Raw genomic sequence first — 14,875 nt, 5'->3', positions numbered from 1 at the left:
CAACAATCAAAATCCGTCATGAAGTTTTTTATTTGATTCATAAATCTTCCTCATATCGTCTTCATATTTTTTAATGGTACCTTCCAAAGAATAAAAACGAATTGAACCTCTCTCGTTAAGAAACCTCGTACTAATATTTGAAAGAAACCCAGCTACACTTACCACAAATGCTTCCAACTCTTCAGATGGAATTTCCTTTTCTGCATTATTTAGTAGACTTTCAAGATCATAGTGCGCAATTTGTTTGTTTCGCATATCTCTACTTATAATTTTATCGAAGTTCTCACACAAGCGATCCGCTTCTTGATTTATTATTTCTTTTTCTGCTTCAGAAAAAGAAACGCTTTCCTGAATCAGTTCTTTCAAAAGATCAATACTACAATTTTCATTCCCGCAGGTCCTTGCTCGATCGAAAATTTTTGAAATATCCAACAACAGTTGATCCCAAATTGCTTGAAAAGCCACATCTAGAAAATCTGCTGATTTGGAAGCACAACTATTTTCTGCTGTGATTCTTTTGTAGGCTTTTGTTATAGCAACGTATTTCCAAATTTCGTCAGTTAGGACAAGAATCCCCACCCATACACGAAACACCTTATCTTCCGGTTTCATCTTCAGACTCCTTTCACCGGAAATACTTCTGCATTAAGGCTTTTTTTAATATTTCAAGTTTTTCCAAACTGTGGTCAATATTAGCAGCCAATTTTTTTACTTGATCAACGAACAGCGAAAATTCGCGCTGTAACTGAATTGGCGGAATCAAAATTGTTATGTTTTGCAATTCTTGTGCATTTATATTTGCTTGCCCAACAATGGCCTTACACATATCTGCTAAGGTTTTCTTTCCATACTGTGAATTTAAAACAGCGGACAGGTAATCAGGCAAAACTTTGTCATTCACTCTGACACGAATAATATAGCCAGCGATAACCATGGGCTCATCTAAATCAAAAACACAAGTCTTTCCCACTAACTCTTTGCTGTTTGTACGGTTGAATAGCACATCTCCTCTTTTTACTATGCATTTCTCAATTTCAGATTCTGGAATATTAATATATTTTAAATCACTCAAATCTAGATGTCCATCGAAAGTGATATTTCCCATTCGCAAATACTTGTAAGCACCGCCTTCAACCGCCGGTCTGCTTGTTCCGTACTTTACTTCTCTTACAACATCACGAATTCTTCCCGTTTCCCATCCCTTTGGATTGGTATATTGATCCCCAAACATCTCTACAAACCGGGCTTTGACCAGCAGATCCAGCTTGTCCAGCTGCGCCCGGCGCTTGGCGATCAGGTCGCTGACCTTGTCCAGCTGAGCAGCAATACGGCGCTGTTCCTCCAGCGGAGGGAGTGGGATAGTACATTCCTTTACAATGGCAGAGGTTACTGCCGGATAGCTTGCCCCAGTTGCTTGAGCAACCATCTTTTCAATAAAATCAGGTGATTGGCAAAAGTAAAATACATATTTGTTATTAACATTAGGTAAGCACCGCAATACACAATATCCTGTCGATGCAACTAAGGTATTATCTGAGTTCTCTGTCACCAAAGCAACTGCATTTAAATTTGGACGAACCGTTGAAACAAGAATATCTCCCGGAAATACCAGTTGTTTTGCTCTGCTTGGTGCGTCCACGATTGACATGCTCTGTGTTTGTGTAATTTCTTTGCGTTGATTATCAACGGAAGAAATATCAATATAGTCAATATCCCCTTCGTATGTCGCCTTAATTGTATCTACCCTTTTTTCGCAAACATCCCCCAATCTCGCCATCACGCCATCTCCTCCAGCTCCTTCAGCCCCTTGGTGATCTCCTGCTCCAGCTCGTTGAGGTCGGCCAGGATCTCCTGGGTGGAGGGATACTCCACGGGGACATACTCCACCTGCTTGTACTTGTTGATGGAGAGGTCATAGCCGTTCTGGGCAATCTCCTCCTTCGGCACCAGGAAGGACTGCTCGGTACGCTGGCGCGTCTTCTCCCCCTCCTGGTTATGGAACCGCCTGACGATGTCGGAGATGTCGTTTTCCTTCACCTCGGTGCGCTTGTCGTCCAGGGAGAAGCCGTCGGCCTTCATGTCGTAAAACCACACGTCGTCTGTGCCGCCGTGGCCCGTCTTGGTGAACACCAGCACCGCCGTGGACACCCCGGCGTAGGGCTTGAACACCCCGGAGGGCATGGAGATCACCGCCTCCAGCCGATTTGTCTCCACGATCTCTTTGCGGATGGCCTTGTGAGCCGTGGAGGAGCCGAACAACACCCCGTCGGGCACGATGCAGGCGCACCGGCCACCCACCTTCAGCATCCGCAGGAAGAGGGCCAGAAACAGCAGCTCGGTCTTTTTCGTCTTGCAGATCTTCAGCAGATCCGTGGACACGATGTCCGCGTCCAGGCTCCCCTTGAAGGGGGGATTGGCCAGGATGAGGGAATACTTCTCCCGGTCGGTGTTCTGGTCGGAGAGGCTGTCCCGGTACTCGATATAGGGGTTGTCGATGCCGTGGGTCATCATGTTCATGGCCCCGATGCGCAGCATGGTGCGGTCCATGTCGTAGCCGTGGAACATGTGGATCATATAGTGGTCCTTCTTCACCCGGTCGAAGAAAATCTCCTCCTTGCGGTTCTCCTTCAAATACTCGCCGGCGGACACCAGGAAGCCGCCGGTGCCGCAGGCCGGGTCGCAGATCACATCGTCCGCCCGAGGGTCCATCATGTCCACCATCATGCGGATGATATGCCGGGGGGTGCGGAACTGGCCGTTGACCCCGGCGGTAGCGATCTTGGACAGGAGGTATTCATAGATATCGCCCCGGACATCGGTGTCGTGGAGCTGCTCCGCCTGAGCGTAGATCTCATCCATAGCGGTGACGATCTTGTCCAGCATCAGGGGGGTGGGGATCTTGAAAATGGCGTCTCCCATGTACTTGGCGTAGGCGCTGCCCTTGTCGGCGTGGAGGGTCTTGATGAAGGGGAACACCCACTCCTGCATGACGGAATACATCTGACCGGCGGGGAAATCGTGGAACACCGACCACTTGAGCTGATTGCCCGGAACGGTCCGTTCCCCAACCTGTACTTCACCGGCAAAAATGCTCTTGTGGGGCAGGCCCAGCATGGCGCTCTCCCTGGCCCGCTGGTTGTCGGCGGCGTCCAGGTCGTGGATGAACATGAGGTAGGTCATCTGCTCCACCACATCCAGGGGGTTCGTTATGCCGCCGGTCCAGAAAGTCTCCCAGAGGCGGTCGATCTTGTTTTTCAGTTCGCCAGTCACCATGGTTTTTACTCCTTGTCTTGGTTCCAGATATAGGCGGTATAGCGTCCGCCGCTGAGTTTCAGAATTTCCCCGCTCTTTTGCAGGTCAGCCAGGGTGCGCTGTACCGTGATCTGGCTGATATCCGGGCACTGCTCCAGGATCTCCGCCTTGGTGATCTTTCCCAAGGTGCCCTTGATGATCTCCCGGATACGGTCCGGCTTACTGATCCCGCTGACGGACAGAGCCTGTACCCGGGTGGAAAATTCCCGGTAGGCTGCCGCCACCACGCCCAGGGTGTAGCGCACAAAGGGGCCATAGTCGTTGGCCTCCTCCATCCAGCCAATGGAGCTCTGCTGGAGGGCCTCATAGTAGGTCTCCTTGCTCTCCTCGATGAGCTTTTCAATGCTGATATATTTTCCGACGATATAGCCCGCCCGGTAGAGCAGCAGCAATGTCAGCAGGCGGCTCATGCGGCCATTGCCGTCATTGAAGGGGTGGATGCAGAGAAAATTCAGGATGAACATGGGAATCAGCAGCAGCGGATCCATCTCGCCCTTCCCCACAGCTTCCTCATACGCACGGCACAGGCCTTCCACAGCCTCCAGCGTCTCCCAGGCCGGAAGCGGCTGGAAGCGCACGGTTTTATTCCCTTGTGCGTCTGTCTCCGCGATCACATTATCCGCTGTTTTGTACTTTCCGCCGTAGGACATGCCGCTGAATTTATAGAGATCCCTGTGGAGCTGCAGGATCAGAGTGGATTTCGGGGGGATATAGTCAAAGCTCTCATGGATGGTAGCCAGCACATCCCGGTAACCGGCGATCTCCTGCTCATTCCGGGTCCGCGGCGTGGTCTTGTCCTGCACCAGCTTTTTCAATCGCTCATCCGAGGTGTAAATCCCCTCGATTTTGTTGGAGGCCTCCGTGCTCTGGATCTTGGCGATCTCCACCAACCTGGTCAGGGTATCTGTCTTGGCTTCAATGAACAGAGCCTGTTCTCCCTTGTACTCATGGATCTGGGTCAACAGGGCCACGATATCCGGCGTCAACAGCTTTTCGTAAGCTTTGGCAAAGTCATGGGTGCGCATGGTAATTCCTCAAATCGTTCAATTTTATCATTTTTCTCTCTATGATACGATTACAGCATATCAATTACACACACATGTGTCAAGTTTCATTTGCATCATTTTTTAGAAAATGATGCAAATAAACTGCTCAAACGCAGCAATGCCGCCCTGAGAATATCCCAAGGCGGCATGGTTTTGATTGGACTTCAGTCCCAGGTATTGAAAATAATCTCCCCCACTGTCTGGGGGGCCCAGTAGCGGATCTGCTCCAGTTCCTCTGGACTAAGCTCCCCGCAGAGGCCGCACCAGTCCTGGGTCAGCTCGTTGGGGGTCAAAAAGCGCACCGGGCCTTCCGGCAGCTGGAGCCACTCCGGCCGGCTGGTCCAGGCAAATCCGCCGGAGGGGTCCCTTCGGGCAAAGGCCGCGTAGGGGTAGTGAATATTCTGCAAGAGGAAAATGGAAGCGTTATACCGCCGGATCTCGGCAAAGTAGAAGTTCCTTTCAGCAGTGTCCGTATCAACTTCCGCCACTGTTCCGCCGTCTGCCGGGCCTCCTCACAGGAGGGAAACAAGCCGACGAAAAAGCCCTCATGCCTCTCGTTGAACAAAGACAAGCTGTACAGCATGCCGATCCTCCTTTTGCCCGGGTCATCGCCGAAATTCCGGGTCCCATTTCAAAAATGCAACCGTCGGATACTCCTCCGACAGGATGTCTGCCATCAGGTTGGATCCGCAGAGAAAGAAGTGATGGGCGTCTTCCGAAACCAGGTAGTTTTCTTCCCGAAACTTGGTCAGATGCTCGGAGGTCTCGCTGAGATAGAAGGTCCAGAGGGCCCAGTCCGGCGTTTGCTCGGATACCCACAGTTCCGGGCGGTAGCTCTCGTCGGTGACGGTGTAGGAGATGATCTGATCCCACACCAGCCGGAGGGCCTGATCCGACCGCTTCTCCTTCTGGAAATGGTCGGGGCGCAGGAGGACCACGAAGCCATCCTCCTCAAAGCCGATCTCCTCGATGTCATAGACCTCGTCCACATCTTGATGGGGGACCCATTTTCGGAAATTCTCCCAGAAATGATGCTCCAGCATGGCTCTGCGCTCCTTTCTCTAAGTCTCTTTGGACACATTTAATCTCCGAGGCCGGACAATCCGTATCCATGCTCCATGGCTGCATCACAGACATGACCCAATTCATCCGCAAAACGCCGGATCCTTGGGAAGGACAGGCCATATTGCTGAATTACACGGTTTTCTTCTGTGCCATGTTCCTCAAGCCACTTGACGATGGATTGCGAAAAAATCTTGATTGTCGGAACCAGATCCGCTTCCAGTTGGATTTCCCTATATGGATCGAATTGATAATAGCATGTATAGTTTGTGAGTTCGTTTCTGGTATCGTACAGGAAGTCGCCTATTCCTTCCGGTTCTGATACCACGAGATGTCCTGTCGTTTTTTTGGGGGGCATCGACGCAATCTCAAACGCATGGTTAAGGTCTTTGGCTGCAACGATCTCGAGTGGCAACCTCTCATCGTCCTTTCTTTTCGTTATTTTACAGGGTATCCCTTACTCGTCCTCTTCCGGCCAAACCGGCTTGCCCGGCGTGCCGTCCGCGTTGAGATAGCGGCCGTCGACGATGGTCCGCACACCGCCGCCGAAGCTCCAGTGGTTCGCCTCGATGAACGCCAAAAACAGGTCCAGGAACTGGTCCTCCGAAAGCTCCATGGGCACCTCCACGCACCCCTGGAACTCAAACTCCTTGCGGTGCGCCGGATGCAGGTTGTTCCGAGGCGAGTGCTTTTCCGCCGCCGGCTCCATTTCAGCTTCTCGGTTCAGTCGTTTCATCGTCAGATACCTCCGTTTCTTCAAAGGGCAGATGGATGGAATAGAGGTCCAGCACAAAGTGCTCCTCCTCAACTTCCGGATCGGGATGGCGGCCAGAGTGGCCAAAGGACACGTCTCCGATCCGGTGGGTGAAGTCCTCCGGGCAGGTGCCCAGGACCACATACTGACAGACGCAGTATTCCAGATCTCCCTTCTCGTCCGGCTCCAGCGGAGAGGCCTCAAGGGGCTTTTCGATGTCCACCCCTAGGGAATCCAGATACCGGGCCACCTCCGGATAGGCCGCCCTGACTTTGGCGCAGTAGTTCCGGCAGTAGGCACAGTCACAGATGTCTTCCGGGCCCAGCGCACGGTAATAGGCCCTCGTTTTTTCAATGTCCGGCCGCATCACGGCTTCTCCTCTCCTTTTCTCCCAACAGATTTCAGTATCTCCAGACAGCGGAAAAAGGCTCCCAGCCCCAGAAACAGAAAGCCCGCTCTTCGCAGAAGGCTCCGGTCCCCCGGCAGGAAGGCCGCCAGGAACAGGCATACAGTGACCGACAGGAGCAGCGCAGAGGTGAGAAGCAGGCAGAGGATCCGGCTCCGCTTGGAGAGCCGCTCCGAGACCGCCGCGTCCATCGTCCCATGAAACAGCAGATCCCGCACGATTTTCAGCCACATAGTAAGCCCACCCCCCTCACACCAAAAGCCAGTTCTGGCCATCAGGCATGGTGCGGAGGTTCCCCGGGATCCGCTCCAGCACGTCTCCGGTCTCATAATCCCGCACCAGGATCTCCTCCCGGTAGTCCGGGTCCTCGTACCAGACCGAAGTATACAGCCTGTTTCCTTCCAGAAACTCAAAAACCTCATGGTCCTCCACCGCAAAGTACCGGCGCTCCGGCCAGAGGATCTGGAACTGGTTGTCATGGGCCGACCGGGTCAGCAGAAGGGGCGACGCCTCCAGCATCAGGTTGTAGCAGTCCTCCACCATGGTGAGCGGCAGCACCGCCAGCGGCTCCGTGGTCCCGTCTGTCTCGCGGAAGAGCAGGATGCGGATCTCTGCCTTTGGGAAGTCCACCAGCAGCAGTACCACCTGTCCGTCGCGGTACACCGGCCGGCCCAGATACTGCCCCGGTTCCGTGCGGATGGGCTCATAGACCGTGCTCTCCGGGCGATGGACCAGGATAAGCCGGTTTTTCTGAACGGGATGTCCGCTGTGGAACAGCTCCTCCGCCTCGTACAGATCTCCGCTGGCATAGTCGGCGCCCCAGTACCAGTCACAGCTGCCGATCAGCGGCTCCAGATTGGTGATCCCGTTTGTGACGATGCGCTTCATATCAAACCTCCCTGGTGTTTTCTCTTTTTGGATCAGGTCCTGAGAGTATAGCATGGAGAGCATGGGCAAGGCATGAATATTTTTTGAAGTTTTTGCTCCTGGACACAGGGCCCTACTATTGTTTACTGTGGCGCAGCTTTTCGACCTGTTGACAAAGTAGATCCCCCAGAGCAACGGAAGCAGGCAGTGATAGCAAAAAAGACGCCTCACGGCGTCACACGGTCCATTTGATCATCCGCTTCAGGTTCAATGCGGTCGCTGACAAGAGGCAGTGGTCTTCCGCTGCCTCTCGTCCTCGCCGCAGGAGCCGCCCCAACCTGTGCCCCCACTTCTGTGCTGCAAAAGTCCCCTCGCTCCAGATCTGCCGCTTGCGCAAGGCCCTCTGGTACGTCGGGCTGTCCAACTCCCTCAGATCCTCCCGGATCTCTCTCCAGAAGTAGCTGCGTTCCAGGCGTTTGGCCCGTCCCTTTCCCACGCATTGCTCTTTCAAGGGACAGGCGGCGCAGTCGCTCCTGTCCGCGAAATACACCCAGTGCAGTCCGCCCACGCTGCGGTTGAGGTTCCGCAGCCGCAGCGCCTTTCCGCCGGGACAGGTATAGAGATCGTTCTCCTCATCGTAGAGAAAGGGAGACCCGGGAGCTCCGCCCAGGGCCGCCGCGGAGCGGGGCATGGGCCGGACATAAAAGCGGATGCCGTGGTCCCGCAGCACCCGGTGGAACAGCGGAAGATCGTAGGCCGCATCCGCCACGGCCGCCCGGACGGGGAGGATCTCCCGATGGATATGCTCGATCTGCCTCAGATATGGCACCGCGTCGTTCACTTCCCCGGAGGTCACCGCCACATCCAGGATGATGCCGTGATCGCAGTCCACCGTCTGATGAGACAGATAATGGGGCCCCTTTGGCTTTCCGGGACGGTTCAAGTGCCCCGACTCCGGATCCGTGCGGCTGGCCCATTTCCGGTCGTACCGAAGAGGGCTTTTGACCTGCCTGCTCCGTCCCTTCTGCCTCCGTTTCCTGCCCGTCTTTCCCGCCTGGGTCCTCCGGTCCAGTTCCTCCAGCGCTTCTTCCTCATACGCGTCCAGCCGCTCCCAATACGCCCCCGGCTTCTGCACCGCCTCCACCAGGTGCTCCGAGGCCGGGGACGCGTTTGCCTTCACGTGGGTGGAGTCCGTCGCCACCAGCCGCCCGCTTGCCAGACCTTTGCTCACGCACTGCTCCACCACTTCCTCAAACAGCCGCCGGAACACCTTCCGGAAGGATGGTTTCCGTCTGCGAAGCTGCGAGATGGTGCTGTGATCCGGAACCCGATCCAGCAGATCCAGTCCCAGATACCACCGCAGGGCCACATCGGTCTGGATGCGCTGCTCGATCTGCCGCTCCGACGGGATGCCGTACAGGTATCCCACCAGCAGGTACTTTACCAGCATCACCGGGTCGATGGGTGGCCGGCCGTACCGGCGGCTGTACAGCTTTTCCGTCTCACGATATAGGAAGGAAAGGTCCAGTGCCGCCTCCAATTTTCGAAGGAAGTGTTCCTGGGGCACCAGGTCCTCGATGGTCACCATGTGCAGCTTCAGTTGCATCCACCCCACCTCCGATTCCATTTTACCATGGTTTTCGCCGGTGGGCTACTTTGTCAACAGATCGAGCTTTTGAGGGGGCCGGGGCATTGAACCGGCGGTTACTTTTTCCGTCCGTCTGCTTAACGACCAGGCCATTGCTCCGGCTTCCCGGCTCTGGTATCATGGAAGTACCAGAACCGGAGGTGCCGTATGAAAATTGGAGAGATCATTCGGGAAAAGCGAAGGGATCTGTCCCTGACCCAGGAGCAGCTGGCGGACCTGCTGGGGGTGTCCGCTCCGGCGGTCCACAAGTGGGAGAAAGGGACCACCTACCCCGACATCACCACCCTGCCCGCCCTGGCCCGGGTGCTGCATACCGACCTCAACACCCTGCTGTCCTTCCGGGAGGACCTGACGGCTGAGGAGATCGCCCGTTTTACCAACGACTTGGACAAAATGATCCGTGAGGAGGGGTATGAGACCGCTTTTCAGCGGGGGATGGACGAGATCCACCAGTACCCCAACTGTGAGGCACTGATGTATCCGGTCATCTTCTATCTGGACGGGGCCCGCTTTCTCCACGGCGTTCCAAACCCGGACGACTATACGGATCGGCTGATGCCCTTTTATGAGACCATGTCCCACAGCCAGACGCCGGAGATCCGGGATGCCGCCCTCACCATGTGCATCGCTTATCACCGCAACTGGAAGGACTTTGCCCGGGCGGAGGAGCTCATCAACACGATCCCCTCCACCCGCATCGACAGGGAGGAGCAGCTGGCCACCCTCTACACCCAGCAGGAGAAGTGGGAGGATGCCCAGCGGCTCTGGGAGCACCGGATCTTACAGAGCGCCACGGAGCTCCAGACGGCTCTCATCCACCTGATGGAGATCGCGGAACAAGAGGGCCGCCCGCAGGACGCCCAGTTCTGCGCGGACACCTACCAGCAGGTCTCCAGCCTGTTCCATGTGACGCAGTGGATCCCCTACACCGCCAAATTCCAGCTGGCCTCTCTCCGGCAGGACCGTACCGCCTGTCTCTCCGCCCTCCGCCACATCCTGCCCGTGCTGAAGGAGCCCTGGAACCCCCAGGCGTGCCCCCTTTACCACCACATGGGAGACGGGGATCTGACGGCCCTGGCCCGGTCCCTCTACGACCGGATCACAGAGGATCTGGAACACAGCCAGGAGTTCGCCTTCTTCCAGGGCAGCCCGGAATATGAACAGCTGCGCCCGCTCCTGAAAGAGACAGCCGGCGCAAAGGAATGAGCCCCGCGCCGGCAATCTAATACCGGGAGGACCGCGCCCTATTCAGGCGCAGGCCTCCCGGTTTTTCCATATCCTTTCCTCCGCAGGTCCCGGCTCACCGCCGGACCCACTTGCCGAAGAACGTCTTTTTATAGTGGCTCAATTCCTCTTTGACTTCTACATAATCGCCGGCCCTCTGGAGATATTCCACGCCCTTGGCGATGTCCTCCGGAACACCCAGGCCGTTGCAGTACATCTTCCCCAGGAGATAAAACGCCTGAGGGCAGTCCCAGTCGACCTGAACCAGATAGGTAAAGGCTTTGGCGTAATCCTGCTGAGTCCCCTGGCCGTTGGCGTAGCAGGCGCCCAGGTAGTAAAGCATGGCCGGACCACCGTGGTCCTCCGCCCACTTCAAAAGCTGGAAGGCCTTGGCATAGTCCCGCTCCACGCCCCGGCTGTCATAGTAGCACATGCCCAGCCGGTTGGCGGGATTCACTTTTGCCTGGATGGGGGCCGAGAGGGCCTGCTGATAATATTGGGCAGCCTGAGCGTTGTCCTTGGGCACGCCGTCGCCCAGCTCGTAGGAGTAGCCCGCCCAGAAGAAGGCCCGGGGCTCTCCCAGCTCCGCCGCATTCCGGTAGAGGTCAAAGGCCTCGCCCTTTTTCCCCTGGTCGTAGAGCTCGTTGGCATAGTAGAAGAGGCAGGCCGGATCGCCCTGCTCCGCCCCGTAGCGGTACACCTCTACGGCCCGTTCCGGCCGGGGCGATATGAGCCCCGGCTTCCCCTCCCGGTAGAAATTGGCCAGGTTGACGCCGCCGGAGTTTCCGCTGCGCATGGACTTCCACAGCCAGTCCTCGCACTTGGCGTAATTCTCCCGCAGATAGCTCCGGACGGCATCGTCGCTGTCAAAATCCTCCCGGGTCTTGCCCTGGATCTCCGGGAAATCGCCCCAGTAGTAGGCGTTGCCGACGATCATCTGGCACAGGGGCTCCCCGTGCTCCGCCTTGTCCAGCACGGTGTCAAAGGCCTCCTGGAGCGTCATGGGCATGGCCTGGGCCAGCTGCCGGTCCATCACGCCGCAGCGCAGGGACAGCAGCGCCCCAATGGCGCTGCCCTCCAGCACGGAGCGGCGCATGAGTTCGTCGCCCGCCCGCTCGTCCTGGGGGAAATTGTGGCCGGGCCAGGTGTACTCCGGTCCGTACAGGCACCGGGCCAGGAGGCAGCAGGCGTCGGCATCCCCCTCCTGTACCGCCTGCTGGAGCAGCTGAAAGCCCTCCTGCCCCCGTCCGGCGCGCAGGTCGTAGTAGATGTACTTGAGGGCCCGTTCCACCGGGTCGCTGAAAAACCGTCCCATCCGTATGTCCTCCTTCCGCCCTGTCAGGCGTGATCCGTAGACTGCATGGCCTCCAGATTCTTTTTGGCATCCGGGCTGTTCTGAATGACAGCTCCCACCGTCGGGCAGCGCTCCAGCTCCGGGCAGATGCCGCAAGAGGTCACGCCCTTTTGCAGGGCGCACTGGCGGACGGCGCAAAGGTGTTCGCAGAACACCGTCTTGACCCCGTCTCCCCGGCACCCCAGGCAGTTGATGTGCTCCGGCAGGATGGGCGCCTGGTTTAATTCGGACCACAGTCTGGCCGTCTTTTCCCGCAGGGCCTGGTCGTCATGGACCGTGGCGAGATATGCGTCGCAGGCCGCGCAGTCCAGCCCGCAGTATCCGATCCGCTCTTTCATGGTGAGATCCCTCCCGGTCTTGGCGTTCAAAGCACCGTCTCTTGGAACCCGGAGACATCCAGGCTCCCGTGGTCATAGGCGTCGTAGAAATCATCGATGGCCGCCTGCATATCCGGCACGATCTGCGTCCACAGGCGGGAACCCTCCGGCGCGGTGCAGCCGATCTCCACCGAATAGCTGCCCTGGTCCGGGCCCTGCCGGGCCACGGCGCACTGAATGAACCAGCAGGTCTCCGGGGCCTGGGGGTCCTTCTGCTCCAGGATCAGGTAGCTGTCCGCCGCCTGGTCCAGCTCCCACAGGGCCTTTTCCACGTCGCTCCAGTCGAAATCGGACGTACTGCCGGGGTTCCCGCCCACGGTCAGGAACCAGGGCCAGTCCGGATGAGGCTGGGGCGGAGTGGGGGCAGGACCTCTGCTCCGGCGCTCCAGCACCTGCTGCCAGGTGCTGCCGGAGCGCTCCATCTTCGTCCAGTTCTCCAGAGAGGGGATCTGGCCCCGCAGCCAGCCCTGGAGCACCTCCTCCGCCTCGCCGGAGAGCATATCCCGGGTCCAGGCGTACTGTCCGGGCACGCCGGGCGTGCCGGAGAACTCCTCCATCAGAATGCGGGTGGGCTGCGCCATGCCGCCGGCCAGACCCACCAGACGGCTGAAGGTTTGGCCCTGCCCCTGGAAGGGGATGCCGGGCACCAGCTGGAAGGCCGCGGCCTTTCCCGTCTGGTCGGGCTGGCGCAGCAGCTGACGGATGGTGTCCTCGGTGATGCGGGAGGTCACGGAGCCGTCCGGCAGGGTGAGCACCTGGTTCTGGGCCTGCCGCTCCCGCTCTTCCCGCTGCTGTTCCTCGAACCGGGCCTGCCGCTGGCGGTAGGCCCGCTCCTGGGCGTACTGCTGCTCGTCCTCTTCCGTATAGACCAGGTCCTTGTACTCCTTAGAGTCGTAGACGCCGAACACGGCGGCAGGGGCCCGGCGCCGCAGGCAGTCCATGGCCTCCTCCAGCTCCTTCCGGGAACGCAGCGTGGTGACCTGCCGCTTCCGGCGGTCATCCACGATCCAGATCTCGTAAATGTGGACCGCCTGGTTGCGCTTGCCGGCCCGGCGGATGCGGTGCTCCTCCCGGCTGAACACGCCCCGGATGCGGGGGATGGCGGAGACTTCGTCTCCCAGCACCCACTCCCTGCCAACGCCCAGCCTGCCGCACCACTGGCCGTTGGCCTTCAGGTCCTGGTCCACCATGGCGAAGAGTTCCTTTACCGGCGGCGCCTCGTCGGGATAGGGGAGCTGATCGCGGATGGACTGGGCCAGGGCGCTTTTCTCCGGCGCCAGGGCATCCCGCAGGCTCCGGTAGGCCAGGAACAGGCCCACCAGAATGGCAGCCGCGCCCGCCACGGGGATCAGGTAGTAGCCGAAGCTGATCTCTCCTTTCAACCGCTCCATCTCGTAGGGCATGGTCCGGATCGCCAGGAAGAACCAGATGGCAAGTCCGCCGCCGGCCAGACAGAAGGCCGCCCAGATCAGTCCGGTGAGCCGTCCACGGGTCCGCTGGAGGCAGTAGCCTTCCTCCGGCCCGTCCGGCTGCTGTTTTTTGTTCCACCACATTATGAGGAGGATCACCGGAATGGCAAAAATGCGCAGCACCACCACCAGAATGATGTAAACCAGCACATTCCAGGGCCATTTGAGATAAAACCGCTTCTTGGAAGTTTCCTTTGATTCCATGGTGTCCTCCTTCTGCCGGTGCAGGCGATGCGGAGCGTCCCCGCCGCCTGTATCCGTCCTTTTGCGCTCACGGGGAACGCTGTCTTTCATTATAGTGCGTCCCGGAAATTTCTTCAATCCCGGCTTACGGAGCGTCCCTCTGCCCGACGACAGGAAAAGAGGGACAGCCGCTTCTTCGGCTGTCCCTCTCGCGCTGCATCGGGCTATTTTTCAATCGGCTTCCTGCAAAAGCAGGTCTCCTCGTGGGAGTTGACGACCCCCACCGCTTGCAGGTAGGCGTAGATGATGACGGTCCCCACGAACTTCATGCCCCGGCGGTTCAGGTCCCCCGAGACCGCGTCCGACAGCTCCGAGCTGACCCTGCCCGTCTCAAAGACCGTTTTCCCCTCCGTCCAGTGCCAGAGGTAGCGGTCGAAGCTCCCCCACTCCTGCCGGATGGCCCGGAAGATCCTGGCGTTGTTCACGGCGGCGCGGATCTTCAGCTTGTTGCGGACGATGCCGGGGTCCTGCTTCAGCGCCGCCAGCTTTTCCTCGCCGTATGCGCAGACCTTCTCCAGGTCGAAGCCGTCGAAGGCCCGGCGGAAGGCCTCCCGCTTGTTGAGGATGCACTCCCAGGAAAGCCCCGCCTGGAAGCTCTCCAAAATCAGCATTTCAAACAGCCTCCGGTCATCGTGGACGGGGACGCCCCACTCCTCGTCGTGGTATCGGATATAAAGGGGATTTTTAGGGTTGGCCCAGCTGCACCTCTTTTTCTCCATGGCCTGTACTCCCTCCTGTCTTTTCCCTCATCATAGCACAGCGGCCGCCGGAGGACAATCCGCCTCCGTCGCCTGTATCGCTCCCGCTTTTGCGGCGGACCATCCGCCGATCTGTGCAAAGCGCCGGGCGGGGCGCTCTGCCGTCCCGCCGGTTTGACCACATTTTCCGTCACAGACACCGGCGGAGCGGACGGAGTTCCTGCTTCCGGAACGTTCCGGAAAGCACCCTCTCCGGAGCGGAAAGCAGCGGAAACAGCCAAAAAAGATTACAAAAAATCCCCGGGAGCGCTTCGGGACCAAGAGGCCGCGGGTCCAAATCCCGCCACTCGGACCAGTCAGAGTGTCCAGATTTGGGCACTCTGATTTTTTATTCCTGTTTTGTTGCGGCACTCCA

The 14,875-nt window shown here is 57.8% G+C and carries 17 protein-coding genes; 1 reads left to right on the top strand and 16 read right to left on the bottom strand.

The window, feature by feature from the left end:
• Positions 1–6: 6 nt before the first annotated feature.
• The 12 genes from KFE19_16140 to KFE19_16085 all read right to left on the bottom strand — a co-directional run bounded on the left by KFE19_16140 (position 7) and on the right by KFE19_16085 (position 9,074).
• On the bottom strand, positions 7–612 hold the full coding sequence (locus tag KFE19_16140; protein ID QUO37856.1) for a hypothetical protein: 606 nt from the start codon (positions 610–612) through the stop codon (positions 7–9).
• Positions 613–625: 13 nt separating this feature from the next.
• Positions 626–1,777, bottom strand: coding sequence for a restriction endonuclease subunit S (locus KFE19_16135; protein QUO37855.1), 1,152 nt, complete (start codon positions 1,775–1,777; stop codon positions 626–628).
• The gene (locus tag KFE19_16130) at positions 1,777–3,273 is read right to left on the bottom strand and encodes an SAM-dependent DNA methyltransferase (GenBank protein QUO37854.1); all 1,497 of its coding nucleotides are present in this window, start codon (positions 3,271–3,273) and stop codon (positions 1,777–1,779) included. The genes KFE19_16135 and KFE19_16130 overlap by 1 nt, the downstream gene beginning before the upstream one ends.
• Positions 3,274–3,278: 5 nt before the next feature.
• Positions 3,279–4,337, bottom strand: a complete 1,059-nt coding sequence (locus KFE19_16125; protein ID QUO37853.1) for a Fic family protein — start codon at positions 4,335–4,337, stop codon at positions 3,279–3,281.
• Between the two features lie 185 nt (positions 4,338–4,522).
• On the bottom strand, positions 4,523–4,846 hold the full coding sequence (locus tag KFE19_16120) for a hypothetical protein (protein ID QUO37852.1): 324 nt from the start codon (positions 4,844–4,846) through the stop codon (positions 4,523–4,525).
• 117 nt (positions 4,847–4,963) lie between these two features.
• Positions 4,964–5,401: a hypothetical protein gene (locus KFE19_16115; protein ID QUO37851.1), complete on the bottom strand. Its 438-nt coding sequence runs from the start codon at positions 5,399–5,401 to the stop codon at positions 4,964–4,966.
• A gap of 38 nt (positions 5,402–5,439) precedes the next feature.
• A complete protein-coding gene (locus KFE19_16110) occupies positions 5,440–5,835 on the bottom strand; it encodes a hypothetical protein (protein QUO37850.1) in 396 nt (131 codons plus the stop codon).
• 42 nt (positions 5,836–5,877) lie between these two features.
• Positions 5,878–6,129 (bottom strand): hypothetical protein, encoded by a 252-nt coding sequence (locus KFE19_16105; protein ID QUO39662.1) that lies wholly within the window; start codon positions 6,127–6,129, stop codon positions 5,878–5,880.
• A 1-nt stretch (position 6,130) separates the two neighbouring features.
• On the bottom strand, positions 6,131–6,541 hold the full coding sequence (locus tag KFE19_16100) for a hypothetical protein (GenBank protein ID QUO37849.1): 411 nt from the start codon (positions 6,539–6,541) through the stop codon (positions 6,131–6,133).
• Positions 6,541–6,813, bottom strand: coding sequence for a hypothetical protein (locus tag KFE19_16095; protein QUO37848.1), 273 nt, complete (start codon positions 6,811–6,813; stop codon positions 6,541–6,543). The genes KFE19_16100 and KFE19_16095 overlap by 1 nt, the downstream gene beginning before the upstream one ends.
• A gap of 16 nt (positions 6,814–6,829) precedes the next feature.
• Complete coding sequence (locus tag KFE19_16090; protein QUO37847.1) at positions 6,830–7,468, bottom strand: hypothetical protein; 639 nt, start codon at positions 7,466–7,468, stop codon at positions 6,830–6,832.
• A 214-nt stretch (positions 7,469–7,682) separates the two neighbouring features.
• Positions 7,683–9,074, bottom strand: a complete 1,392-nt coding sequence (locus KFE19_16085; GenBank protein QUO37846.1) for an IS1182 family transposase — start codon at positions 9,072–9,074, stop codon at positions 7,683–7,685.
• Positions 9,075–9,242: 168 nt separating this feature from the next.
• Here KFE19_16085 and KFE19_16080 point away from each other — a divergent pair, with 168 nt between their 5' ends.
• Complete coding sequence (locus KFE19_16080) at positions 9,243–10,301, top strand: helix-turn-helix transcriptional regulator (GenBank protein QUO37845.1); 1,059 nt, start codon at positions 9,243–9,245, stop codon at positions 10,299–10,301.
• Between the two features lie 94 nt (positions 10,302–10,395).
• Here KFE19_16080 and KFE19_16075 read toward each other — a convergent pair whose 3' ends face one another.
• The 4 genes from KFE19_16075 to KFE19_16060 form a co-directional block, all read right to left on the bottom strand.
• A complete protein-coding gene (locus KFE19_16075) occupies positions 10,396–11,634 on the bottom strand; it encodes a sel1 repeat family protein (protein ID QUO37844.1) in 1,239 nt (412 codons plus the stop codon).
• Between the two features lie 23 nt (positions 11,635–11,657).
• The gene (locus KFE19_16070) at positions 11,658–12,011 is read right to left on the bottom strand and encodes a DUF3795 domain-containing protein (GenBank protein ID QUO37843.1); all 354 of its coding nucleotides are present in this window, start codon (positions 12,009–12,011) and stop codon (positions 11,658–11,660) included.
• A 26-nt stretch (positions 12,012–12,037) separates the two neighbouring features.
• A complete protein-coding gene (locus KFE19_16065; protein ID QUO37842.1) occupies positions 12,038–13,723 on the bottom strand; it encodes a hypothetical protein in 1,686 nt (561 codons plus the stop codon).
• Between the two features lie 203 nt (positions 13,724–13,926).
• Positions 13,927–14,481: a DNA-3-methyladenine glycosylase I gene (locus tag KFE19_16060; GenBank protein ID QUO37841.1), complete on the bottom strand. Its 555-nt coding sequence runs from the start codon at positions 14,479–14,481 to the stop codon at positions 13,927–13,929.
• Between the last annotated feature and the right edge of the window lie 394 nt (positions 14,482–14,875).

This window comes from Dysosmobacter sp. Marseille-Q4140 (assembly GCA_018228705.1).
Lineage (GTDB): Bacteria > Bacillota > Clostridia > Oscillospirales > Oscillospiraceae > Oscillibacter.
This window is presented reverse-complemented; position numbering and strand designations above follow the sequence as displayed.

Excerpts from the sequence above, each read along its gene's own strand:
- KFE19_16140 (QUO37856.1), bottom strand. The coding sequence starts at position 612 with ATGAAACCGGAAGATAAGGTGTTTCGTGTATGGGTGGGGATTCTTGTC.
- KFE19_16135 (QUO37855.1), bottom strand. The coding sequence starts at position 1,777 with ATGGCGAGATTGGGGGATGTTTGCGAAAAAAGGGTAGATACAATTAAG.
- KFE19_16130 (QUO37854.1), bottom strand. The coding sequence starts at position 3,273 with ATGGTGACTGGCGAACTGAAAAACAAGATCGACCGCCTCTGGGAGACT.
- KFE19_16125 (QUO37853.1), bottom strand. The coding sequence starts at position 4,337 with ATGCGCACCCATGACTTTGCCAAAGCTTACGAAAAGCTGTTGACGCCG.
- KFE19_16115 (QUO37851.1), bottom strand. The coding sequence starts at position 5,401 with ATGCTGGAGCATCATTTCTGGGAGAATTTCCGAAAATGGGTCCCCCAT.
- KFE19_16105 (QUO39662.1), bottom strand. The coding sequence starts at position 6,129 with ATGGAGCCGGCGGCGGAAAAGCACTCGCCTCGGAACAACCTGCATCCG.
- KFE19_16100 (QUO37849.1), bottom strand. The coding sequence starts at position 6,541 with ATGCGGCCGGACATTGAAAAAACGAGGGCCTATTACCGTGCGCTGGGC.
- KFE19_16095 (QUO37848.1), bottom strand. The coding sequence starts at position 6,813 with ATGTGGCTGAAAATCGTGCGGGATCTGCTGTTTCATGGGACGATGGAC.
- KFE19_16090 (QUO37847.1), bottom strand. The coding sequence starts at position 7,468 with ATGAAGCGCATCGTCACAAACGGGATCACCAATCTGGAGCCGCTGATC.
- KFE19_16085 (QUO37846.1), bottom strand. The coding sequence starts at position 9,074 with ATGGAATCGGAGGTGGGGTGGATGCAACTGAAGCTGCACATGGTGACC.
- KFE19_16080 (QUO37845.1), top strand. The coding sequence starts at position 9,243 with ATGAAAATTGGAGAGATCATTCGGGAAAAGCGAAGGGATCTGTCCCTG.
- KFE19_16075 (QUO37844.1), bottom strand. The coding sequence starts at position 11,634 with ATGGGACGGTTTTTCAGCGACCCGGTGGAACGGGCCCTCAAGTACATC.
- KFE19_16070 (QUO37843.1), bottom strand. The coding sequence starts at position 12,011 with ATGAAAGAGCGGATCGGATACTGCGGGCTGGACTGCGCGGCCTGCGAC.
- KFE19_16065 (QUO37842.1), bottom strand. The coding sequence starts at position 13,723 with ATGGAATCAAAGGAAACTTCCAAGAAGCGGTTTTATCTCAAATGGCCC.
- KFE19_16060 (QUO37841.1), bottom strand. The coding sequence starts at position 14,481 with ATGGAGAAAAAGAGGTGCAGCTGGGCCAACCCTAAAAATCCCCTTTAT.